Source organism: Micromonospora globbae (assembly GCF_036184225.1).
In the GTDB taxonomy this organism is placed as follows: domain Bacteria; phylum Actinomycetota; class Actinomycetes; order Mycobacteriales; family Micromonosporaceae; genus Micromonospora; species Micromonospora globbae.
Genome location: NZ_CP108084.1, coordinates 5,784,711 through 5,806,223, shown reverse-complemented (window position 1 = coordinate 5,806,223; position 21,513 = coordinate 5,784,711). Strand labels below are relative to the sequence as shown.

Below are 21,513 nucleotides of genomic sequence, written 5' to 3'. Positions count from 1 at the left end.
CGGTTCAGACGGCCCGGCGGCCCTCGAAGGCGCGGCCGAGAGTGATCTCGTCCGCGTACTCCAGGTCACCGCCGACCGGCAGGCCGCTGGCGAGACGGGTCACGGCGATCCCCATCGGCTTGACCATCAGCGCGAGGTAGGTGGCCGTCGCCTCACCCTCCGTGTTCGGGTCGGTGGCGAGGATCAGCTCGCGCACCGCGCCACCGCCGAGCCGCGTCATCAGCTCCCGGATGCGCAGGTTGTCCGGCCCGATCCCCTCCAGCGGGTTGATCGCGCCGCCGAGCACGTGGTAGCGGCCGCGGAACTCACCGGTCCGCTCGATCGCCACCACGTCCTTCGGCTCCTCGACCACGCAGATCACCTCGTCGGTGCGGCGCGGGTCGCGGCAGATCCGGCACTGCTCGGACTCGGCGACGTTGTAGCAGCTCGTGCAGAACCGCACCAGCTCCTTGACCTTGCGCAGCGCGCCCGCCAGGCGGTTGACGTCGGCCGGGTCGGCGGACAGGACGTGGAAGGCGATCCGCTGGGCGCTCTTCGGGCCGACGCCCGGCAGCCGGCCCAGCTCGTCGATCAGGTCCTGGATGGCGCCTTCGTACATCTGCTGCTCAGAAACCGGGCAGGCCGAGGCCGCCCATGCCGCCGGTGACGGGGCCCATCTTCCGCTCGGTCAGCTCCCGAGCCGCCTCGGCGGCGTTGTGCAGGGCCGCGACGACCAGGTCCTCCAGGGTCTCCACGTCCTCCGGGTCGACCGCCTTCGCGTCGATCTTGATGCTCTTGACCTCGCCGGTGCCGGCGACGGTCACGGTCACCAGCCCACCGCCGGCGGTGCCGGTCAGCTCGGCCTCGGCGAGCTCGGCCTGCGCCTTGGCGAGCTGCTGCTGCATCTTCTGCGCCTGCTTCAGCATCTGCTGCATGTTCGGCTGTCCACCTGGGCGCACGACGGCTCCTTCTCGCACTCGTCTGTCGGGCCGCCGCTCAGCCTATCCGCTGCGGGCCGTCCCGCCCTGCCCGGTGCGCGTGCCGCCCACCGAGTCGGCGATCAGGCAGTTCCGGTGCCCGATCTGCGGGGATCAACGCCTTCCATCCCCACCACCACTGCATGATCGACCACGGCTCGCGGCGACCGCGAGGTCTCAGCGGGCGTCCACCTCGTCGATCTTCTCGGCCCCGAGCGCCTCACGCAGCAGCCGTACCGCCTGCTCCTCGCTCGACTCCCGGGCCGTCTTCTCGTCGATCACGTCGTCCAGCGGCTCGTCGCCCGGGTCGAACCCCTCGTAGACGGGGGCCGCCGCCGGTCGCCCTCCGCCGGGCCGGACCGGCCCGTCGTAGTCGGGGTCGTACGGCGGTTCGCCCGCCCAGTCGCTGTCCGCGGTCGGCCGGGCCGGTGCGGCCGTACGCGCACCGCGCCCCGCGGCGGCGGCACGCGCAGCCGCGATCGCGCTGCTCACGGGTGCACCGGTGCCGCTCCCGGCGGCCGGCTGGCGGGGCGTGGCCGGGGCGGCGCCACCGGAGGCACCCGCCGGGGCCGCCGGACGGGCCGGAGCCGCGGGGACACCCGCCGGGGCGGCAGCACCAGCCGGAGCGCCGACCGCGCCACCGGCCGCACCGCCGACCGGGCCACCCGGCGCGGCGCCGCCGGCACCACCCGGCCGGGCAGGCTCGGGCCAGTCGTCGCCCGCGTCGCTGTCGTCAGGACCGGGGGCGGCGCCGCCGGGGCGGGCCGGCTCGGGCCAGTCCTCCTCGTCGTCGGCGGGGGCCTCGCCGGCGCCCGTACCCGTGGCACCGGCACCTCCCGCACCGCGAGCGCCCGTCGACGCCGGGCCGGCGGCCGCCGGGCCGGGCGGCGGGGACGCGGGCCGCGCGGGAGCGGCGGACCGGGGCGGACCGGAGAGCGTCACACCACCCCGCTCGCCGGCCACCTCGCAGCGGATCTGCCAGCGCCCGCCCAGTTCCTCGTAGAGCGCGTCGGTGAGCACCGCCGCGTGGTCGGACATCATCCGGGCCAGCACGGCCGACTTCACCGTGAGCACCAGGGTGTCGCCGTCGAGTTCGCGGACCACCGCGTCCCGCATCAGCGCCGCGATCCGCTTGTTGGTCCGGTTGACCTTGCCGACCACGTCCGGCCACACCCGGCGTACGGCCGCCGCGTCCAGCGTGCCGGGCGCCTCGGCGCCGGGTCGGGGCGGAGCGGGGGTGGCCGGGTCGGGCATCACGGCCGAGGGCGGCACCGCGCGGCGGGGCGCCGCCGAGCCGTCGTCGGGACGGGAGGCGGGCCGGCCCGGGCCACCGGCGGGAACGTCCGACGCCGGGGCCGGCGGACGGGTCGCCCCGGCACCGGGTGCGGGCTGGGGTGCGGGTGCGGGTGCGGGGGTGGCGGCAGCCGCCGTGGCGGTCCCGGCCGGTGCCGCGGCGCCAGCCGCCGCCGGGGCGTCAGCCGCCGGGCGTACGGCCGGAGCGTGAGCGACCGGCGCGGGGTCGGCGGCGGCCGACGGCGCGTCGGTGCCGGACAGGGTGAGCCGGCGTTCCATGCGTTCCAGGCGCTGGAGCAGGGCGCCGGTCGAGTCGTCGGCGCCGGGGAGCAGCATCCGGGCGCAGATCAGCTCCAGCAGCAGCCGGGGCGCGGTAGCGCCGCGCATCTCCACGAGGCCGTTGTGCACGATGTCGGCGCAGCGGCTCAGGGTGCCCGGGCCGAGGCGCTGGGCCTGCGCCGTCATCCGCTCGATCTGGTCGGCGGGGCCGTCGATGAGTCCCTTGGCGGCCGCGTCGGGCACCTGCTGAAGCACGATGAGGTCGCGCAGCCGTTCGAGCAGGTCGGAGGCGAACCGGCGCGGGTCGTGCCCGGCCTCGGCCACCCGGTCGACGGTGGCGTAGGCGGCCGCACCGTCACCGGCGGCGAGCGCGTCGCACATCTCGTCGATCAGCGCCGAGTCGGTGACGCCGAGCAGGGCGGCGGCCCGGGCGTAGGTGACGCCCTCCGGCCCGGCGCCGGCGATGAGCTGGTCGAGAACGGAGAGGCTGTCCCGGGCGCTGCCGCCGCCGGCGCGCACCACCAGCGGGAACACGGCCGGCTCCACCGCGATGCCCTCGGCCTCGCAGAGCTGCTCCAGGTAGGGGCGGAGCACCTTCGGCGGGATGAGTCGGAACGGGTAGTGGTGGGTCCGCGACTTGATCGTGCCGAGGACCTTCTCCGGCTCGGTGGTCGCGAAGATGAACTTGACGTAGTCCGGGGGCTCCTCGACCAGCTTGAGCAGCGCGTTGAAGCCAGCCGACGAGACCATGTGCGCCTCGTCGATGACGTAGATCTTGAAGCGGCTGCGCGCCGGCGCGAAGACCGCCTTCTCCCGCAGCTCACGGGCGTCGTCGACGCCGCCGTGGCTGGCCGCGTCGATCTCGATGACGTCGATGGAGCCGGCACCGTCGTTGGCCAGCGCCCGGCAGGACTCGCACTGCCCGCACGGCTCGGGGGTGGGCCCCTGCTCGCAGTTGAGCGAGCGGGCCAGGATCCGGGCACTGGAGGTCTTGCCGCAGCCGCGGGGGCCGGAGAAGAGGTACGCGTGGTTGAGCCGCCCGCTGCGCAACGCCTGCGTCAGCGGCTCGGTGACGTGCTCCTGGCCGATGACCTCGGCGAACGTACGCGGCCGGTACTTGCGGTAGAGCGCCAGTGCCACCCGTCCCGCCTCCTCTCGACCGAGCCATTCTGCGCCGGTACGCCCCGGGTGACCACCCACCCCGCCGGTTCCGCCGGCACGCTGCGGTGTGACCGACCCGGCTGTCGCCGCGTCGGGGGGACCGGCTTCGCTGGCCTCGCGTCGACCGAGGCGGGCCCGAGACAGAAGGGCCCCCCGTGCACCCGTCAGAGCCCGCTTATCCTTGCTGCCTTCCGGCCCTGGGGAGGTTCACGAGATGCACGCCGCACGGGGGGCTCGTCAAGCGTACCCGACTCCCTGTCGATCTTCCGGGGGTGGTGGGGTGGGCGATCCGGACGGGACCTGTATCCTGTTCCGCGGAGGATTCGCCTAGCGGCCTAGGGCGCACGCTTGGAAAGCGTGTTGGGGTAACCCCCCTCACGAGTTCGAATCTCGTATCCTCCGCTCTCTTGAGCAGGAAGAACGACAGGGTCGGCCCCCGCGCGGGGCCGGCCCTGATTCGTGTTCCGGGTCGTTCCGCCGCCTCGTCCGTCATCCGTCCTGGCGCGGCCAGGCGGCCATGGCGAGGTCCGCGATGTGTTCCAGCGTCGGCCGGTCGGCGCCGTCGACGGCCTGGGTCGACATGCCCTGGATGACGCTCGCGTAGAAGGCGGCCAGCGCGGCGGTGTCGACCGTCGCGGGCAGGAGGCCGGCGCGTACGTCGGCGGCGATGCGGTCCTGGATCGCCAGCCTGCTGGCCTCCCGCAGGGCACGAAGCTCCGACTTGACGTCCTCGCTGGCCGGGCCGCAGTTCACCGCGGCGGTGATCACCATGCACCCGCGTGGCCGGTCGGGACGGGTGTACTCGGCGGCGAGGTCGCGCAGCAGGCGACTGATCGCCTCACGGGCGGTCCCCGCCCCGGCGAGGGCCCGGGTCATGACCGTGCCGCTGGTGTCCTGGTAGCGCTGGACGGCCTCGCTGAACAGCCGGTGCTTGTCGCCGAACGCGGCGTACAGGCTGGGCGGATTGATGCCGATCGCCTGGGTGAGTTGGGAGACCGACGTCGCCTCGTACCCCTGGCGCCAGAACAGGAGCATCGCGCGCTCCAGCGCCTCCTCCCGGTCGAAGCTGCGGGGACGTCCACCTGTGGCCACGACCCCATTTTATAGGCCTCGCTAAAAAACCTGGTACGGTCTCCGTTTGTAGTGACCGCTACAGAACAGGAAGGGTGCTGCCATGCCACCGGTCATGTCTCCGGCCACGTCCTACGCCCGTACGGTCCGTGGCACCGGCCCGGGGCTGCTGCTCGCCCACGGCGCGAGCGGGGGCGTCGCCGCCAACTACGGACCACTCCTGGACACGCTCGCCGCCGACCACACGGTCGTCGGCGTCGACTACCCCGGCTCCGGGGACACCCCGCGCGCCGGGGCGCCGCTCGTCCTGGACGACCTCGCCGACCAGCTGGTCGCCGCCGCCGATGAACAGGGCCTCGACCGCTTCGCCGTGCTCGGCTACTCGCTGGGCAGTGCGGTAGCGGTCCGCGTCGCCAGCCGGCACCCGGACCGCGTCGCCGCGCTCGTGCTCACCGCACCGTTCGCCCGGCCGAACACGCGGTTGCGCCTCGCGGCCGAACAGGTACGGGACCTCCAGGCCAGGGAAGAGATGTTCCTGCTCGCCCGACACACGCTCCCGCTGGCGCTCGGCGCCGACGCGCTGGAGGCCCTCAGCCCCGACGAGGTGCAGGACGTCCTGCGGACGAGCGCCGCCACCGCCCCACCGGGCGGCGGCGACCAGATGGACCTGGTGACCCGCGTCGACGTACGCGACGACCTGTCCCGCATCACCGCCCGTACGCTGGTCATCTCCACCACGGCGGACCTGCTGGTCACCCCGGACCTGCACCGCGACGTCGCGGCGGCCATCCCCGGCGCGGAGTTGGTGGAGATCCCGACCGGACACCTGCCCTTCCTCGAAGACCCCACCGCCTGGGAAGCCGCGATCACCCGGTTCCTCGCGACGACGTCCTGAGCCGCCGCCGCGTCGCGTTGCCATCCGGATCGGCGCGGCGACGAGCACGGCGAACGCGACGACGGCCAGCACGATGCGCAGCCCGCGCCACCAGGGCAGCACCCAGAGCAGCAGCCGTCCCGGAGGGTCACGTTGGTTCGCGATCCGGGTGAGGTCGCCGCCATGATGGCAGCGTGGGAGAACCTTCCGGCGCGGCGCTGACCCGGGAACCAACCCCGGTCGTACACATGTTCTATCCACAGGCTGTGGATCCCGGAGCGAGGCAATGAGTTACCAGCTCAGCGCCGTGGTCGCCGACGCCGAGCTGCTCCGGGAGCACACCGCCGAGCTCGACCACGCCGTCCTCGGCGCGCTGCGGCAGGACTTCGCGTTGCTGCCGGTCACGCCGCAACTCGTCGAAGAGCTGACCGGGGCACTGCCGGACTTCTCGGTGGCGGAACGGTCGCCCGATGAGCCGTTCCGCCTGATACTCTCGCCGTCCCTCGCCGGGACGTTCGCCCGCTGGTCACGGTCCGGGCCGGTGGCGTACGTCGAGGCGGAGTTCGTCGGCGGCCTCGGGTACCAGTCGGCGGCGGTGTGGCTCGGCGGCAGGTTGACGTGGGGGCCGCAGGTCGAGAGCGCCTTCGACCGGCCGCGCGAGGGCTGGCCGATCAACGCGGCCCTCGTCGAGCTGGGCGTCGAACCCGGCCCGTGGATCGACGCCTTCGCCGAGCTGGGACTGCACCTGGAGCGGGACACCGCCGGCTGGTTGGCCCACGGGCGCCGGAGGCTGAGCCCCGACTACTGGGACGAGCTTGCCGAGGAATGGGAAGAGCAGCAATCGGGCGGATAGCAGCAACCTGGACGCCCGCGATCCGTTAGGGACCCGGGGGAGTCCATGAAATTGCGCCAATTCGCGGTGATCGCGGGGCTGCTGACGGCTGCGGTCGTCTCGGGCAGCCCGCCCACCGTCCACACGCCACAGACACCGGTGGCCGCCGGCGAGGTGCTCGACCTCGACGGCCTGCACGACGTCGACTTCGGCGACACGGAGAGCGAGCTGACCCGGCGCGGCATCCTGCGCACCGACGTGGCGGGATGCGGCCCGACACTGGCCGGGCACGAGACCATCAGCCCCGTCTTCATCGACGACCGGTTGGTGCTGCTCTGGCTGGGCGACTCGACCCGCACGCCGCAGGGGGTCACGGTCGGCACCCCGCTCGACGAGCTGCGCACCCGTTACCCCGAGCTGACTCCGCTCGACGCTCCACAGGGGACGTACCGATTCGATGGACTGCTCGCCCGCCACGGCGACCGCGCCTACCTCTTCCTCCACGATGGACGCGAGGTGCGGAAGATCATCGCCGGGTACGCCGACTGGGCCCGGCGGCTCTTCGAAGAGGGCGTCGGCCCCTGCTAGGTGGATTCGGCCGGCCCGGTGTCGTCAGGGCCGTCGTGCTTGTCGCGCCCGTCGTGCTCGTCGCCGTCGGCGGCGACGGCGTCGCCCCGGCCGCTGTCGTCCTGGCCTGCGTTGCCCCGGCCGCTGTCGTCCTGGCCTGCGTTGCCCCGGCCGCTGTCGTCCTGGCCTGCGTTGCCCCGGCCGCTGTCGCCCTGGCCGGCGCGCAGGGCGCCGAGCGTCAGCAGCGCCGGTCCGGCGAGCGCGACGGCCGCCTCCACCGCCGGGGAGACGTCCAGGCCGGTGTCGACCGCGACCCCGTACGTGAGGTAGGCGTTGCGGCTGGCCTCGGCGAACCACCACCAGGACGACCACGTACCGACGAGGTGGCCGAGGTCGACGGCAGCCACCCCCGCGACCAGCAGCGCCCCGAGTGGCAGGAGGCCGAACCGGTCGGACCGTGCGCCGGACAGCGCGAGCACCACGGCCGCGACCAGGACGGCCAGGAGCGCCGACCAGGCGACCCCGAGCGCGCCGGTCAGTGGTGCGTCACGAAGGTCACCCCAGGCCTCGGCGAGAGCGGCGACGAGCACCAGTACGCCGAGGATCCGGGCCAGCAGCGCCCGTCTCGTCCGCCTGCGGGGCGGCAGGGCGGCCACCGCGTACGCGAGGGCGAGCAGGCCCACCAACTCCCCCGTCTGGACGGCACGGTTCCGGTCGATTCCCTCCTGCCACTCGTCGAGCAGGGCCGACGGGTGCGGCGACGGCGCCGGGCTGCCGTCGAGGGGCGAGTAGGACGGGACGAGCAGTTGGGAGGTGGCGGACGGTTCGGGGAGCCACCGCAGTTCCAGGACCATCACCAGGGCGAGCAACCCGAGACCGGCGGCCAGGGCCACCCGTACGCGACCCGCCGTCGTGTTCGGGAGCAGCGCGAGGACGGCCAGCGCGGCCAGGGCGACCGCGCCGGACTGCAACGCCATCCGCGACTCGTCGAACAGCGTCGCGAGCGCCGAGAGGGCACCCGCCAGGACGGACGCCAGCAGCAGTACTCGACGAGGGCGCACGGTCCGCGATCCTGCCACGGCGGCGGTTGCCACGGGGGACGCCCGGGATCATCGGCTGTCACCGGCCGGTGGGCGGCGCTGAGCCCGTCGCGCGGGGTCTGGGCGCGCATGGCGGTGATTGACCGCGGCGGCTCCCGCCGCGAGGGCGGCTTCGTGGGCGGCGACCACCGCGTCACCGGGGATCCGGAGGTGGGTAGCGGCGCGCCCGTCGCGTGAGGCCCGGGTGCCGGTGGCGAGCAGGATCGCGCCCAGGCAGCAGGCCCAGACGGGGAACGGGAAGACGGCGACGCGCTCCATGCCGCCCAGGCCGATGCCCACTTCCTGCTGCGCGAAGAACAGCACCGAGCCGACCAGCGCCGTGAGGCCCGCCGCCAGGGTGAGGATCCGCAGCCGGCCGAGCACCGTCGTACGCGGGGCGAGCCCGGCGAGCGGCAGGCCGATGTTGCCGACACCCATGATGAGAAGTGCGGCGAGGAAGTGCCGGTTCTCGTCGACGTCGGCCGGGTAGGCGCCGGCCAGTGCGTATCCCACTCCGGCGAGCAGCAGCATCGACTGCGCCACCCGGACCACGACGCCACGGCCGAGCGCCCGCCAGGTCAGGACGAGTCCGGCCACCAGCAACAGCGCCGTCATCAGGAACGTGGCGTTCATGAGCGGGTGCCAGGGAGAGCAGACGTACCGAGGGCGGGTGCTGTCCCAGATCCCGCACTCCACGTTTCCGAGGTCGCTGATGTTGTGCGCGACCCAGCTGTAGGACGGCTGACGCCAGCCGAGTCCCGTGACGACGTTGGCGACGAGGAACAGCGGCGCGGCGGCCAGCCAGCAGAGCGCGCCGACGCGGGCGGGGCGGGAGAGGTCCATGACCACGAGCAGACCAGCCCGCCCGGCCGCGACGCACTGGGCGCAGGCCGACGAGCATGGTAGGGCTGGCGATACCTCGGGCCGCTACCTCACGGTCTGCCCACGTCAGACCACCGGGTCCCGCGCATCAACCTTCGCTTGCGGTGATGCCGGTGCACCGCACGATGGCCTCGCGTACGCCCGGATCAATCGACTCCGGATCGCACACCACCAGGTCCTCCGGCGCGTACACACCGGAGCCGGATTCCGGATGCATCACCACGACGCCGCCCACCGGGAGGAACGCGACGACCTGCCCGTACGGATGTGTGGGAGCCTCACCGGGATCGACGACCGCCGGATCCGGTCGGACCAGAGCCCCTTCCCACAGCCACGGCGGCCGGTCGACGAGGATCGCCAACTCCACCGGCTCCCCGCCGTACGCGGCCGACGCGGCCTCCCGCGCCATTCGGCCGATGTCCTTCGAACGCCGTGTCACCCCCGCGTCGATCGGCCCGTCGGGTCCTGGGACGACGACCTGCATCGAACGGTCCGGCCTGAAGTGCACGTGTGCCGTCATGCCGCGTGCCACCCGCTCGCCCTCCTCGCCAACAGCGCCCGACGCACCACCGACAGCAAGCGGAGAACGGCCGGCTCAGCGTCGCAGCGACCCAACCGAGACGGAAATGCGGAACGCCCGGTGCGATCCTCACGGACCGACCGGGCGTTCCCGCACCTTACGAGCGGTGGCGGCGGGATTTGAACCCGCGGAGGGCGTGAACCCTCACACGCTTTCGAGGTCTGCGACCATGCGTCCGGACCGGTCCGACAGCGCACATGACCAGCAGTTCGGCTGTCCACCGGACCGTCATGGACGACCGCGTACGGCAGCGAATGAGACCACAGTTGAGACCACCCTTCCCCCAACGAGCGGCGCGACTGTCGAGCCACGTGCGGGCTCGGCCACTTGGCGGTTGCACGGCACGCCCCTCTCCATGCACCTCACTCATGAGCCTCCCGATCGGGTGGCAGGTTGGAGAATCAGGTGCGCGAGACGGTGAACGGCTCCACGGAACCCGTCATCAGCGAGACGGGGGGCGAATTGGCCGAGGGGCGGCGCGAGGGCGCCGACGAGCCCGCCAAGCTCTTGATGGTGATGAATGGAGCGCTGGTCGGAGTGCCGTCCGCGTACGCGTTGTCGAACTCGCTGGCGGTCACTGCGATTGCTGCCGTGTTGGCGGTCGTCATGGTTCTCGCATTTGTGGTCCGCCGGGTCCGGTGATCTCCCGGGGACGCTCCAAACTTTTCTTGCCGAGGCGTTGCACGCTGAGCCCTCGCCCGGTACTCAACCGACGAAGGCCAGAGACGAAGACCAGGTAGTTGGACATTGGCCGTCGTCGCGCACGACGACCGATGAGCGCCTATCTGGGCGCCGTCGCGACCGGATGGCCCGGTCGACAAATGGAACGGAGATGGATATGGACAAAAGGGGACAAGGTCTCTGGCTTGCCCAGAGAGAACGGAGGAACAAGACATGCCGTCACAGACCGAGATCCAGCTCACCCAGGAGCAGCTGGCCGACTTCGCCGTCTACTACGAGGGCGACTACAAGCCCCTGGTCGGGCTGCTGATCCGCTGGGGCACGTCCCGGCACGAGGCTGAGGACGTCGCCCAGGAGGCGATGCACGCGGCACTCATGAGCTGGCCGACCGTCCAGTCCCCGAAGGCGTTCGTTCGCACGGTCGCTCACCGCATCCTGCACCGTGGCTGGCAGGTTGCCGAGCGGGAGGCCTGCGCGGCGAGGCGCGTCGCGCAGGACGCCATGGTGGAGGCGTTCGATGCCAACGAGGACCGGTCGGAGTACCTGCGCATGTTGCGGGCACTGCCGGAGGCCCAGCGCGTGGTCTTCGAGCTGTACCACGACGGCTACAGCTATGCCGAGATCTCGGAGATCACCGGGCAGCAGCGCGAGACGGTGCGCTCGAACGTGCGGCATGCCCGTCGGAAGCTCGTTCGCATGATGGACCCCGAGTCGACCCGGAGGGAGGCAACCCATGGATCATGACAAGGAGCACGAACTCGACCAGCTCATGGACCGCGCGTCCACGTCCATACTGAAGTCCCTGGACGCCACGGTCGACGTCAAACAGCGCCTGCGTGAGCTGTTCCGCCAGGCCGGCGTCGACCCGGACCTCGTGCCGGCGCCTAGGCGCGGCCGGTAGCTGCACTACAGCTTGCAGGGCCCCGCTTGCGCTGGGCCCTGCAGTAATCGGCAGGGCGTGTCTGTGTCGCATCCTCCCGCTAGGTTGCTCTCTTGGAGATGGGGAGGGGTGGCGAACGGTGGCTGCGGCTGATGATCCGCCGAAGGCGTGGCTGATGCTGGCTGTCGGTGCGGATCGACAGCACGGTGGCAATGACGGGTACGACGACGACCCGGACGTTCACTACAGCTGGGATCACACCGTTCCGAACGCCCGGACCGTAGCTGTCGGTGATCGGATCGTCCTGTGGGACAAAGAAGCGGTCATCGGCGCCTCCGTGATCGAGGAGATCGAGACAGGCCACGCGGAGAAGATCCTCTACCGCTGCCCTCGCTGCAACGGGGCAAACATCAAGAGACGCAAGCGCGAATCGCCCCCGTTCAGGTGCTTCCCGTGCTCGGACACGTTCCCCATAGCTTCGACACGCGTAGAACGGGTTGAGACCTTCAGGTCACGTCACGACGCCAACTGGGTTGACCTCGGGCGCTGCCTGGACGGGCAAACCCTGCGCAGTCTCTGCGTCTCCCCGAAGTCCCAGCTCAGCATGCGACCATTGCGATGGGACGCATTTGCTGAGGCGCTGCGCAGCGTTGGCAGGGCCCGGGGTGCGGCGTTCCTCGACGAGGCGACCCCTTGGGTGCAGTCGCGCCCGGGAGGGCACCGACAGGCAAGGGTGCGCGTTCGCGTTGGTCAGGGCGGGTTCAGGGAACGCCTGCTCGCGACACTGGGGCCCGTATGCGCCTTCACCGGGCCTGGTCCCGCTGCTGCACTGGAAGCCGCGCATCTGTACAGCTACGCAGCGGTTGGCCAGCACCACGACGACGGAGGCCTGTTGCTGAGACGGGATGTACACCGGCTCTTTGATCAGGGAGACATCGCCGTGGACCCGCACACCCTGACGATCAGCCTGCGGGACGAACTACTCAGGTACCCGGGCTACGCGCCTCTGCACGGCCAGCCGCTTGCGACAAAGCTGGACCGCGGACAAGTGGCCTGGATCGAGAAGCACTGGAGGCAGCACCGGCCCGATGCGTGTTGACCAGGCGGAGCCATGCGAGACGGACGATTACGAGAGGCTTGGCCCACCGGCTGCCACCACTCTGCGTCTCGGTCCTAGCCGGACCAACCCGCTTTCCAAGTCTGTTGCCCACAGTGCAGGGACGGTCGGAAGCATCCGCCATCTGCGGTCGACGCTTGTGACAGATGCGGCCGGTCGGACCCGCACGCCGGCGAATGAGACCAGAACCGAGACCAGCCAGTGTCGGACAGGCAACGTGGGGCATTACGCGCGTACGTCTTCGGATCCTCCGAAGCGGCACAGGGTCGGGCCAGACAACACCGGTGTCGTGGATCCGACTATTACTTGAAATTGCGGATAGACGTGCCACTGGACAGGAGGAAGCCGTCTGAACGGCCGGCCCTTGGGGCCTGGCGTTCTCGCATTATCGCTGAGATAATCTGCCGGTGTTGAGATTCCGACAACTTCGCGGACGCACGCGGACTGACGCCGCAAGAGGCCTTGCCAAAGTCAGGGAACTTCTTCCTCCCGAGTACAGGCCGCTCACCGGTCCAGCAATTGAAAGCCAAGCAGCCACACTTGCTGTAGATGCGGCCGGCTTGCGATATTCCGTCGGAGATCTCCGTCGACTCAGACTGTATAGCAACGCCCAGATGTTGGCGGGCGAAGCCTACGTGAAAGACGGCGAGCTCTACGGTGTAATCATCAAGAGGCCGAGCGAGACGTTGGTATCGCCGGAACGAGCTGCCCAGTCGGCGGTATGGGCTGGTTACGTTGGCTACTCGCTGGAGGGCAGCCAGAGGACCGATGAGTTTGAACAGGCAGTAGCCACAGCCTTCAACGCCAACCTAGAGGAGTTGGTCAGGACATCGGAGCGCACCCGCCTCTTCCTTAACGAGCAGCGGACGCACGCGGATGCTCCGACCGGACCGGAGGTTTCTGCGGCCGGGGTTCTCAAAGATAAGTCGGCTCGCACACTGATGCAGGCAATCAAGGCGTCCGGAGGCCTTCTAGTAAGCGACTTGCCGAAGCAGCTACCGGCAGGTGATCGCGCTCGAATTGACGAGATCCAGGAGAAGCTGCTTTCAAGTTCTTTGTTAGAGCAAGAAACAGTTATTGTCTGCTCAAAGGCTCGCACCCCCGTCTTGAGATACGCCTCAGATGAGGATGCGGAGGCACTCGCGGCCTTGAACGTAAGATGTTCTTGCGGTCAGCCAGTCCAAGGCGAGAAAAGAGAAAGATCGGTAACTGTAACGAAGTTGGGCAGGAGTTTGGTTGACAAAAGCCGATGGATGACGGTTCTGCTGGTCGAGGAGCTTCGCTCGCTTGGAGTACCGCTGGAGCACATCTTTATTGAGCAATTGGACGGTGGTGATGAGATGGACTGCCTCGCCGTAATTGCTGGTGATACGGTGCTGTTCGAGCTCAAGGACAAGGAGTTTTCCCTTGGCCATGCCTACTCCTTCGCGGCGAAGGTGGGAATTCTTCGGCCAGATCTCTCGGCCGTGATCACAACGGACAAGGTTGGAAACGACGCCCGGGAGCATTTCGAGCGAGCGAAGAAAGCAAGTATGGAAGGCTCAAGGCAAAGAACCTTGCCAGTAGGTTCAGCGCCCGTCTTTGTTGAAGGCGTCGAGCGACTCCAGGATGAACTAAGGGCGATCGGTTCGACCCTGACCCTGGATGACGCGAACATGTTCTTTGAAGACGTCTTCCTGCAAGCGGCGCTAAGTCCGTCAAGGTTTATCGCGCAGATGTCAGCCACCGATGCTGCCAGTGGCTCTGTCGAAGCGGTACTTCCAAAGCCGCGGAGAGGTGGCTTGAGTCAGCCGGTCAAGCCGGCAGGCGGAGAAGCGTGAAGGGATAGTTGCTCGCCGTCGGCGTGGCTGAACGCCGAGGACATCGCTGTGGTTTGGGAGGAGGACCGGGAGTGGCGAGGATGCCACGTGGCGCAGGCTGCTGGTCTCGCAGTTTCGCCCCCCGGATCTGAGTCCATTGTCGCACCCTCCCCTAGCCTCACTCAGGTGACCGACACGTTGCTTCGCTCGCTGCGCGAGCACCTACTGGACGAGTCCGAGCCGCTCGCTGGCTTGCTCCGTAAGTGCCTGCTGCTTGGTGCCGAGACCGGCTCCGAGGCCCTCCGAGAGCGGGCGCGCAGGGAGCTGAACGGGTACGGCGACGAGGATGAGGTTCCGAAGTACCGCAAGTTCCACGACGTGCCGATCTCGATGGACTCGATGAGCGGGCGTACGTGGAGGCGGGGCGACATCATCAGCCGACTCAACTTGCCGCCTGAAGCTCGGGAGTACGTGCCGGAGGAGTTCACGTTCAAGCAGCCGATCGAGGAGCTGCAGCACCTTGCCGGGCAGATCAAGCTGTCGTTCACGTCACCCGGTCTGGTCGTCGCCCAGGCGATCTGGAACAGAAAGCTTGGTCCGTTTCAAAGCGTTGACGGCCTGTCCTATGTCATGACGGGCTCGGCGGTCATGGGCATCCTCGGTCAAATCCGCACCAAGCTCGGTGGACGTAGTCGCGGACCTCACCGCCGACACGCCGATGTCGGAACTACCCAAGAAAGGCCAGGTCGACGCCGCAGTGAACCACCGTCTCGGGGACATCTACAACACGACGATCCAGACAACCAACGGGCCTGTCGCTATCGGTGCCGAGGCAAAGGCCAGCACTGAAGGCTTGACCGTCGAGGACGCACTTCGGCTGCTCGACAAGGTGCAACAGACGGCAGCTGGGGCGCAAACCCAACGGCGCATCCAGCATCTACCTCGGCGCCGATGGTTCCTGGCACGGCCGAGTAACCGTGGGCGTGAAGGACGACGGCTCACCGGACCGGAGACACGTGCGGGGGAAGACGGAAGCCGCGGTCATCAAGAAGGTCCGCCTCCTTGAGCGGGAACGGGACAGCGGAACCGTTCGCAAGGCCGGCCAGCGTTGGACCGTGAAGACCTGGCCGACCCACTGGGTCGAGAACATCGCCGCACCTGCGGTCCGAGAGAACACGATCGCCGGCTACCGGGTGGCCGTTTACCGTCACCTGATCCCGGGCCTCGGCGCGCACCGTCTCGACCGTTTGGAGCCCGAGCACCTAGAGCGCTTCTACAAGCGAATGCCGGAGAAGGGCGCCGCTCCGGCGACCGCTCATCAGGCGCACCGCACCGTACGGACCGCGCTCAATGAAGCCGTACGCCGTGGACACCTGGCGCGAAACCCTGCCGCGCTTGCCAGGGCACCACGGCTACCCGAGACCGAGATCGAGCCGTACTCGGTCGAAGAGGTGCAGCGTCTCTTGGCCGCGACCCGCGGCCGACGAAACAGCGCACGATGGGCCATCGCCCTCGCGCTCGGTCTGCGCCAAGGCGAAGCGCTCGGCCTGCGCTGGCCGGATGTTGACCTGGACGCCGGGACGCTGACCGTCTGGCGCGGTCGGCAACGCGCGAGGTGGGAGCACGGCAGCTCACCGTGCGGCCGGAAGCATGGCGGGCACTGCCCCGACCGCCGCCAGGTGCGAGCGGACACCGCCGAGACGAAATCGCGCGCCGGACGCCGCAGCATCGGGTTGCCTGACGAGCTGGTGGCGCTACTCCGCAAGCACCGCGAGGAGCAGGAGCAGGAGCGCGCGACCGCCGCCCAACTCTGGGAGGGCGGCGAGTGGCTGTTTGCCACGCCGATCGGCGGCCCGGTCAACCCGCGGACGGACTATGACGAGTGGAAACGGCTGCTCAAACTCGCCGGGCTCCGGGACGGCAGGCTTCATGATGCCCGACACACCGCCGCCACTGTGCTGCTAATCCTCGGCGTCGCCGAGCGGGCTGTGATGGGCATCATGGGCTGGTCGAACTCTGCCATGGCAGCCCGGTACCAGCACCTGACCGCACAGGTCCGCCGGGACATCGCCAAGCGCGTCGGTGGGCTGCTCTGGGATAGCTCGTCCAACGGCGCAGACGGGCCGAAAACGGCCTCCTGACCACCAACTGAGACCGAAACTGAGACCAGAAGCAGAACGCCCGGCCGATCCCTGCGGATCGACCGGGCGTTCCCGCACCTTACGAGCGGTGGCGGCGGGATTTGAACCCGCGGAGGGCGTGAACCCTCACACGCTTTCGAGGCGTGCTCCTTAGGCCACTCGGACACACCACCGCCGAGTAGGGTACAGGACCGCAGGTTGCGATGCCGAACCGGTACCGCCCGGCCGCGCCTGGCAGGATCCTTGCCATGAGTACGCACATCGGCGCGAAGCCGGGAGAGATCGCCGAGCGGGTCCTGATGCCGGGCGACCCGCTGCGGGCCAAGTGGATCGCGGAGACCTACCTCGAGGGCGCGGAGTGCTACTCGACCGTCCGCGGCATGCTGGGCTTCACGGGCCGCTGGAAGGGTGTCGACGTCTCCGTCCAGGGCTCGGGCATGGGCATGCCGTCGGCGTCGATCTACGCCCACGAGCTGATCAACGAGTACGGCGTGAAGACCCTGATCCGGGTCGGCTCCTGCGGCGCCCTGCGGGAGGACCTGAAGCTGCGCGACGTGATCGCGGCGATCGGCTCGTCCACCGACTCGAACATGAACCGAATGCGGTTCGACGGGCTGATCGACTACGCCCCGGTGGCCGATTTCGGGCTGCTGCGTACGGCCGTGGAGGTGGCCGAGCGGCAGGGCGTCACCATGCACGTGGGGCCGATCCTGGCCGCCGACGCCTTCTACACCGACCGGCCGGACCTCTACGACACCCTCGCCGACTACGGGGTGCTGGCCGTCGAGATGGAGTCCGCGGCGCTGTACACGATCGCGGCCCGGTTCAAGGCGCGGGCCCTCACGGTGCTGACCGTGAGCGACCACATCAAGACGGGCGAGAAGACCACTGCCGCCGAGCGTGAGCAGACGTTCAGCCAGATGGTGGAGATCGCGCTGGACACGATCATCGCCTGACCCGCCACCTGCCTCCGGCAGCACAGCCGGCGCACAGCCACCTGCCCTTCCGCCGCCCCGCCGTCCACCCGGACGGCGGGGCGGCGGCGTTGGCGGGTGACGACGGTCACGGCACAAAACAATACGACCGGTCGTGCTGATTGAGTACGGTGTCGGCATGACGGTCGACGGACGCCTCGCGAGGGGCGAGCGCACCCGCGCCGCGGCACTGGACGCGGCCGTGGTCCTCGCCACCGAGGCCGGCCTGCACGGGCTCAGCCTCGCCCAGCTCGCCGACGCGCTCGGGGTGAGCAAGTCGGGGCTCTTCGCACACTGGCGGTCGAAGGAAGCGCTCCAGCTCGCGGCGATCGACCGGGCCGTGGAGCAGTGGCAGGAGCGGATCGTCGCGCCGGCGCTACGCGCCCCGCGGGGCGTACGCCGGATCCGGGCACTTCACGAGGCCCGGATCGACTTCTACGCCGCCCGCGTGCTGCCCGGCGGCTGCTTCTTCGCCAACACCCAGTTCGAGTACAACGCCCGGCCCGGCCCGGTCCGCGACCGGCTCGCCGAGGCGTTCCGCCGCTGGACGGCGTTCCTCGAGGAGCTGGTGCGGCAGGCCGTGGACGCCGGCGAGCTCGCCGCCGACGTCGACGTGCCGCAACTGGCGTACGAGATCGACGCGCTCGGGATGAGCGCCGCCATGCACTCCCGGCTGCTGGAGCCGGAGGCCGCGTACCGGCACGCCCGCCAGGGTCTGCTGGACCGCCTCCGGGCGCTGTGCACCGACCCGACCCTGCTACCGGAAGGCCGACCATGAGTGCCACCCTCACCGACCAGCCCGCCGTGGCGTACGGGCACGTCGAGCACGTCACCGTGCACTTCGACGACCTCGACGCCATGGGCATCATGCACAACGCCCGGTACGCGGTGCTGCTGGAACGGGGGCTCACCCCGTACTGGTCGCAGCGTGGGCTCGCCTACCGGGGCAGCTCCACCCCGCCCGACCTGTTCCACGCCGTGCGGGAGTTCGCGATCACCTACCGCGCGCCGATCACCAGCACCGGCCCCGTGGCGCTGCACTTCTGGCTCAACCACTTCGGCACGAGCAGCGCCGAGTACGGCTTCCAGTTCCGCTCGGTGGACGGCCACACGCTGCACGCCGAGGGCCACCGCTCGATCGTGCGGCTGGACCCGGCGACGCTGCGGCCGGCGCCCTGGACGGACGCCGCCCGGGCCGTGGCCGCCACCCTGCTCCGGCCCGCGACCACCGCCGCCTGACGCACCGCGCGGCGCGTCCGCCTGACGCACCGCCGGGTCGGGTGCGTCCGCCGCCTCCGCGACGACGAACGCACCCGACCCGCTCACGACGCCCGGCCCCGGTCAGGCGAGCGCCTCGGTCGGGGCGAGGCGGGCGGCCCGGACGGCCGGGTAGAGGCCCGCGAGGCCACCGATGAGCAGGGTGGCTCCGACGCCACCGGCCATCGCCCACACCGGCACCGCGGTCGGCCACTGCCGCCAGAACGCGTACCCCGCGGTGACCAGGATGCCGAGCAGCACCCCGCCCGCACCGCCGAGCGCGGAGAGCAGCAGCGACTCGGCGAGGAACTGGACGCGGACCTGTCCCCTGGTGGCGCCCAGCGACCGGCGCAACCCGATCTCCGCCCGCCGTTCCAGCACCGAGATGACCATGGTGTTGGCCACGCCCACGCCGCCGACGAGCAGCGCCACCGCGCCGAGCCCCAGCAGCAGCCCGGTGAACGCCTCGTCGGTGGCGGCCGCGGCGGCGAGCGCGTCCGACGGCCGCGACACCTGCACCTCGTTCGGCGCCTCCGGGTTCGCGGTCGCGCCGAGCACCGCGCGCACCGCCTCCACCGACTCCTCCCGCGATCGCGTGTAGACGGTCGTGGGGTGCCCGTCGAACTCCAGGTACGCCTCGGCGGCCGGCCAGCCGACGAGCACCGAACTGTCCAGCTCCGGTGCGAGCGGGGCCGGAGCCAGGATGCCCACCACGGTGAACCAGCGACCGCCCACGTACACCTGCACCTCGGGCCCGGCCGCACCGAGCCCGAGCCGCCGGGCGGCGGCGTCGCCGAGCACCACGGCCGGATACCGCTCGGTGGCCGCGTTCAGCCAGGTGCCGCTGCGTACGGTCGCACCGACCGTGTCGAGCAGGCCGAGCTGGGCGGCCCGCGTGGCGATCCCGCCGGTCTCGCCCGACGGGATGCGGTCGGTGCGGTAGACCGGGGCGTCCGGCACCTGCCCCGTGGCGGAGGCGTCCGTCACCGGCCCGATCCGGCCGATCATCGCGACCGACTCGACCGGCAGCTTCGCCTGCTCGCCGAAGAGGGTGTTGCCCGGCGCGACGGTGAGCAGGTTGGTGCCGAGCCGGTCCAGCGTGCGGTCGAGATCGGCCCGGGACGACGACGAGATGCCGACGACGGCGACCATCGCCGCGATGCCGATCGCGATGCCCAGCGCCGAGAGGAACGCGCGCAGCGGCCGGGTGCGCAGGCCCACGCCGCCGACCCGGAACACGTCGCCCGGAGCGAGCCGGGCCGGTGTCAGGCGCGGTCGGGTGTCCGCCGGCACGAGCCGCAGCGGGGTCTGCACGGCCATCAGCGCACCCCCTCGGCGAGCGGCGCCGCCGTGTCGGCGAGCACCCGGCCGTCACGCATCCGCACCTGTCGGGGAAGCCCGTCGGCGATCTCCCGATCGTGGGTGATCACCACGACGGTGGTCCCCGCCGCGTGCAGGTCGCGCAGCAGCGCGAGCACCCCGGCGCCGGCCACCGAGTCGAGGTTCCCGGTCGGCTCGTCGGCGAGGAGCACCGCCGGCTCACCGACGACCGCCCGGGCCACCGCCACCCGCTGCCGCTCCCCGCCGGAGAGTTCGTGCGGCCGGTGCGTCAGCCGGTGGCCGAGGCCCACCCGGTCCAGCGCGGCCTCCGCCCGCCGCCGTCGCTCCCGCCGGGGTACGCCGGCGTACAGCAGGCCGTCGGCCACGTTGTCCAGCACGGGCGTGCCGGAGGCCAGGTGGAACTGCTGGAAGACGAAGCCGATCCGGCGGGCCCGCAGCGCGGAGAGCTGCCGGTCCGGCAGGGCCGCCACGTCGTAGCCGTCGATCACCACCCGGCCCGTCGACGGGCGGTCCAGGGTGCCGATCAGGTTCAACATCGTCGACTTGCCCGACCCGGACGGTCCCACGATCGCCACCAGTTCGCCGTGGCGGATCCGCAGCGACACCTCGCGCAGCGCCGTCACCCCGCCGGGGTACGTCCGGCTCACCCGGTCGAGCACCACGGCGTCACCGGTCATGCCGGCATCCCCACCGTCATGCCCTCGGCGATGTCGGGGCCGCTCACCTCGACCCGGCCGGCGGCGAAGAGCCCGGTGGTCACGGCCACGATCCGGCTCCGGCCCCCGTCGACCACCTCCACGCCGTAGCCGCCCTCGGCGAGCGCGAGCAGCGCGGCCACCGGCACGGTGAGCACGTCCGGCCGCTCGGCGGCGGTGAAGGTGACCTCGACGCTCGCCTGGTCGTATCCGGCGAGCTTCGCTGGGTCGGCCACCGAGACGGTGACCTCGATCTTCGTCTCCGCCTCGCTGGACTGGCCGCCCGCGCCGCCCGAGCCCGGGTCGATCACGGTCTGCACCGATTCGATCTTGCCGGGCACCGAGCCGCCGTCGGGCAGGCCGACGCTGACCGCGCCGCCCTTCTTCGCCAGCCGCTGGTCGTCCACGTCCAGGTCCACGGTGACGAGCCGGCTGGTGCCGGTGTACGTGAGCACCGCCTGGCCGGGCTGCGCCGCGTCCCCGGTGGCGGCCTGCTGGCTCTCCACGCGTACGGCGCCGTCGGCGTAGACGACCCGGCCCGGCTCGACGCGGCCGGTCTCGGGCAGCCCGAGGTCCTCCTGCCACTCGCGGACCGCGTCGGCGGTGCTGTCGGTGTACTCGTCGTCGACGGTGAAGCCGGTCCGCCCGAGCGCCCGCAGGTTCCGCTCGAACTGCTTGACGTCGGCCCCCTCCACCCCGGGTTCGAGCACCCGGTACGCGGGCAGCGCCCCGTAGAGGAGCACCACCGGTTCGTCGTCCACCGCGTACAGCCGGCCGCCCCGCTTCACGACCGTGCCGGTGTCGGGCAGGGCGGTGATCGTGCCGGTGAGGCGGGCGGTGGCGGTACGCGGGCTGCCGTACCCGAGTGTCCCGTCCACCTCCTGCGCGTCGGTCAACGTCTGGCGCGTGACGGTGGCGGTGGCCGGCGGGGTGGTGCCGGCGGCGGCCGTACCCCGGTCGGTGCCACCGAAGCCCACCGCGGCCGCGACGCCGGCGGCGGCCGCCAGCACGACCGCGGCGGCCAGCGCGACGGCGCGCAGCCGCGGGCGACGAA

23 protein-coding genes, 2 tRNA genes and 1 other RNA gene are annotated in these 21,513 nt (G+C 70.9%); 14 read left to right on the top strand and 12 right to left on the bottom strand.

Features of this window, described 5'->3' with window-relative positions:
• Positions 1-4 precede the first annotated feature (4 nt).
• The 4 genes from recR to ffs form a co-directional block, all read right to left on the bottom strand.
• A complete protein-coding gene (gene recR / locus OG994_RS26415) occupies positions 5-598 on the bottom strand; it encodes a recombination mediator RecR (protein ID WP_120329788.1) in 594 nt (197 codons plus the stop codon).
• A 7-nt stretch (positions 599-605) separates the two neighbouring features.
• Positions 606-914, bottom strand: coding sequence for a YbaB/EbfC family nucleoid-associated protein (locus OG994_RS26410; protein ID WP_328853802.1), 309 nt, complete (start codon positions 912-914; stop codon positions 606-608).
• Between the two features lie 219 nt (positions 915-1,133).
• Positions 1,134-3,668, bottom strand: coding sequence for a DNA polymerase III subunit gamma and tau (locus OG994_RS26405; RefSeq protein ID WP_328851333.1), 2,535 nt, complete (start codon positions 3,666-3,668; stop codon positions 1,134-1,136).
• Positions 3,669-3,831: 163 nt separating this feature from the next.
• Positions 3,832-3,926, bottom strand: an RNA gene (ffs, locus tag OG994_RS26400) — signal recognition particle sRNA small type.
• 79 nt (positions 3,927-4,005) lie between these two features.
• Here ffs and OG994_RS26395 point away from each other — a divergent pair.
• Positions 4,006-4,091, top strand: a tRNA-Ser gene (locus OG994_RS26395).
• 87 nt (positions 4,092-4,178) lie between these two features.
• On the opposite strand, the gene OG994_RS26390 is transcribed toward OG994_RS26395, so the two are convergent.
• On the bottom strand, positions 4,179-4,781 hold the full coding sequence (locus OG994_RS26390; protein WP_328851332.1) for a TetR/AcrR family transcriptional regulator: 603 nt from the start codon (positions 4,779-4,781) through the stop codon (positions 4,179-4,181).
• 82 nt (positions 4,782-4,863) lie between these two features.
• Between OG994_RS26390 and OG994_RS26385 the strand changes: the two genes are divergently transcribed.
• From OG994_RS26385 to OG994_RS26375, 3 genes are all read left to right on the top strand, one after another.
• Positions 4,864-5,655, top strand: coding sequence for an alpha/beta fold hydrolase (locus tag OG994_RS26385; protein WP_328851331.1), 792 nt, complete (start codon positions 4,864-4,866; stop codon positions 5,653-5,655).
• Positions 5,656-5,920: 265 nt separating this feature from the next.
• Positions 5,921-6,487 carry a hypothetical protein gene (locus tag OG994_RS26380; protein WP_120329784.1) on the top strand — a complete coding sequence of 189 codons (567 nt, stop codon included), beginning with the start codon at positions 5,921-5,923 and terminating at the stop codon, positions 6,485-6,487.
• 81 nt (positions 6,488-6,568) lie between these two features.
• The gene (locus OG994_RS26375; RefSeq protein ID WP_328853801.1) at positions 6,569-7,054 is read left to right on the top strand and encodes a hypothetical protein; all 486 of its coding nucleotides are present in this window, start codon (positions 6,569-6,571) and stop codon (positions 7,052-7,054) included.
• On the opposite strand, the gene OG994_RS26370 is transcribed toward OG994_RS26375, so the two are convergent.
• The 3 genes from OG994_RS26370 to OG994_RS26360 form a co-directional block, all read right to left on the bottom strand.
• Positions 7,051-8,094, bottom strand: coding sequence for a hypothetical protein (locus OG994_RS26370; RefSeq protein ID WP_328851330.1), 1,044 nt, complete (start codon positions 8,092-8,094; stop codon positions 7,051-7,053). The two genes, OG994_RS26375 and OG994_RS26370, sit on opposite strands and share 4 nt — an antisense overlap.
• 48 nt (positions 8,095-8,142) lie before the next feature.
• Entirely contained in the window at positions 8,143-8,955 is an 813-nt protein-coding gene (locus OG994_RS26365) for a DUF998 domain-containing protein (protein WP_328851329.1), read from the bottom strand.
• Between the two features lie 127 nt (positions 8,956-9,082).
• Positions 9,083-9,361: a hypothetical protein gene (locus OG994_RS26360; protein WP_328851328.1), complete on the bottom strand. Its 279-nt coding sequence runs from the start codon at positions 9,359-9,361 to the stop codon at positions 9,083-9,085.
• A 618-nt stretch (positions 9,362-9,979) separates the two neighbouring features.
• Between OG994_RS26360 and OG994_RS26355 the strand changes: the two genes are divergently transcribed.
• The 7 genes from OG994_RS26355 to OG994_RS26325 all read left to right on the top strand — a co-directional run bounded on the left by OG994_RS26355 (position 9,980) and on the right by OG994_RS26325 (position 16,192).
• Positions 9,980-10,216, top strand: coding sequence for a hypothetical protein (locus OG994_RS26355; RefSeq protein WP_328851327.1), 237 nt, complete (start codon positions 9,980-9,982; stop codon positions 10,214-10,216).
• Positions 10,217-10,468: 252 nt separating this feature from the next.
• The gene (locus OG994_RS26350) at positions 10,469-10,999 is read left to right on the top strand and encodes an RNA polymerase sigma factor (RefSeq protein WP_328851326.1); all 531 of its coding nucleotides are present in this window, start codon (positions 10,469-10,471) and stop codon (positions 10,997-10,999) included.
• Positions 10,989-11,156, top strand: coding sequence for a hypothetical protein (locus tag OG994_RS26345; RefSeq protein ID WP_328851325.1), 168 nt, complete (start codon positions 10,989-10,991; stop codon positions 11,154-11,156). The genes OG994_RS26350 and OG994_RS26345 overlap by 11 nt, the downstream gene beginning before the upstream one ends.
• 118 nt (positions 11,157-11,274) lie before the next feature.
• Positions 11,275-12,234 (top strand): HNH endonuclease signature motif containing protein, encoded by a 960-nt coding sequence (locus tag OG994_RS26340; RefSeq protein ID WP_328851324.1) that lies wholly within the window; start codon positions 11,275-11,277, stop codon positions 12,232-12,234.
• A 425-nt stretch (positions 12,235-12,659) separates the two neighbouring features.
• Entirely contained in the window at positions 12,660-14,072 is a 1,413-nt protein-coding gene (locus OG994_RS26335; RefSeq protein WP_328851323.1) for a hypothetical protein, read from the top strand.
• 165 nt (positions 14,073-14,237) lie between these two features.
• A complete protein-coding gene (locus OG994_RS26330; protein ID WP_328851322.1) occupies positions 14,238-14,900 on the top strand; it encodes an AbiTii domain-containing protein in 663 nt (220 codons plus the stop codon).
• Positions 14,901-14,956: 56 nt separating this feature from the next.
• Complete coding sequence (locus tag OG994_RS26325) at positions 14,957-16,192, top strand: tyrosine-type recombinase/integrase (RefSeq protein WP_328853800.1); 1,236 nt, start codon at positions 14,957-14,959, stop codon at positions 16,190-16,192.
• An 86-nt stretch (positions 16,193-16,278) separates the two neighbouring features.
• Here OG994_RS26325 and OG994_RS26320 read toward each other — a convergent pair.
• Positions 16,279-16,365, bottom strand: a tRNA-Ser gene (locus OG994_RS26320).
• Positions 16,366-16,440: 75 nt separating this feature from the next.
• Between OG994_RS26320 and deoD the strand changes: the two genes are divergently transcribed.
• The 3 genes from deoD (at position 16,441) to OG994_RS26305 (ending at position 18,405) form a co-directional block, all read left to right on the top strand.
• Positions 16,441-17,148 carry a purine-nucleoside phosphorylase gene (gene deoD, locus OG994_RS26315; protein ID WP_120329778.1) on the top strand — a complete coding sequence of 236 codons (708 nt, stop codon included), beginning with the start codon at positions 16,441-16,443 and terminating at the stop codon, positions 17,146-17,148.
• Positions 17,149-17,305: 157 nt separating this feature from the next.
• Positions 17,306-17,944, top strand: a complete 639-nt coding sequence (locus tag OG994_RS26310) for a TetR/AcrR family transcriptional regulator (RefSeq protein WP_328851321.1) — start codon at positions 17,306-17,308, stop codon at positions 17,942-17,944.
• Entirely contained in the window at positions 17,941-18,405 is a 465-nt protein-coding gene (locus tag OG994_RS26305) for an acyl-CoA thioesterase (protein ID WP_120329777.1), read from the top strand. Before OG994_RS26310 ends, OG994_RS26305 begins: the two co-directional genes overlap by 4 nt.
• A 102-nt stretch (positions 18,406-18,507) precedes the next feature.
• Here the strand turns inward: OG994_RS26305 and OG994_RS26300 are convergent, their stop codons facing one another.
• The 3 genes from OG994_RS26300 to OG994_RS26290 are packed head-to-tail and all read right to left on the bottom strand — an operon-like array spanning position 18,508 to position 21,499.
• Entirely contained in the window at positions 18,508-19,743 is a 1,236-nt protein-coding gene (locus OG994_RS26300; protein ID WP_120329776.1) for an ABC transporter permease, read from the bottom strand.
• Complete coding sequence (locus tag OG994_RS26295) at positions 19,743-20,441, bottom strand: ABC transporter ATP-binding protein (protein WP_120329775.1); 699 nt, start codon at positions 20,439-20,441, stop codon at positions 19,743-19,745. Before OG994_RS26295 ends, OG994_RS26300 begins: the two co-directional genes overlap by 1 nt.
• Positions 20,438-21,499, bottom strand: a complete 1,062-nt coding sequence (locus OG994_RS26290) for a peptidoglycan-binding protein (RefSeq protein ID WP_407942619.1) — start codon at positions 21,497-21,499, stop codon at positions 20,438-20,440. Before OG994_RS26290 ends, OG994_RS26295 begins: the two co-directional genes overlap by 4 nt.
• Positions 21,500-21,513: the final 14 nt, after the last annotated feature.

Bases quoted from the DNA above. Each gene is read 5' to 3' on its own strand.
- recR (WP_120329788.1), bottom strand. From the start codon at position 598: ATGTACGAAGGCGCCATCCAGGACCTGATCGACGAGCTGGGCCGGCTG.
- OG994_RS26410 (WP_328853802.1), bottom strand. From the start codon at position 914: ATGCAGCAGATGCTGAAGCAGGCGCAGAAGATGCAGCAGCAGCTCGCC.
- OG994_RS26385 (WP_328851331.1), top strand. From the start codon at position 4,864: ATGCCACCGGTCATGTCTCCGGCCACGTCCTACGCCCGTACGGTCCGT.
- OG994_RS26380 (WP_120329784.1), top strand. From the start codon at position 5,921: ATGAGTTACCAGCTCAGCGCCGTGGTCGCCGACGCCGAGCTGCTCCGG.
- OG994_RS26365 (WP_328851329.1), bottom strand. From the start codon at position 8,955: ATGGACCTCTCCCGCCCCGCCCGCGTCGGCGCGCTCTGCTGGCTGGCC.
- OG994_RS26350 (WP_328851326.1), top strand. From the start codon at position 10,469: ATGCCGTCACAGACCGAGATCCAGCTCACCCAGGAGCAGCTGGCCGAC.
- OG994_RS26345 (WP_328851325.1), top strand. From the start codon at position 10,989: ATGGATCATGACAAGGAGCACGAACTCGACCAGCTCATGGACCGCGCG.
- deoD (WP_120329778.1), top strand. From the start codon at position 16,441: ATGAGTACGCACATCGGCGCGAAGCCGGGAGAGATCGCCGAGCGGGTC.
- OG994_RS26310 (WP_328851321.1), top strand. From the start codon at position 17,306: ATGACGGTCGACGGACGCCTCGCGAGGGGCGAGCGCACCCGCGCCGCG.
- OG994_RS26305 (WP_120329777.1), top strand. From the start codon at position 17,941: ATGAGTGCCACCCTCACCGACCAGCCCGCCGTGGCGTACGGGCACGTC.
- OG994_RS26300 (WP_120329776.1), bottom strand. From the start codon at position 19,743: ATGGCCGTGCAGACCCCGCTGCGGCTCGTGCCGGCGGACACCCGACCG.
- OG994_RS26295 (WP_120329775.1), bottom strand. From the start codon at position 20,441: ATGACCGGTGACGCCGTGGTGCTCGACCGGGTGAGCCGGACGTACCCC.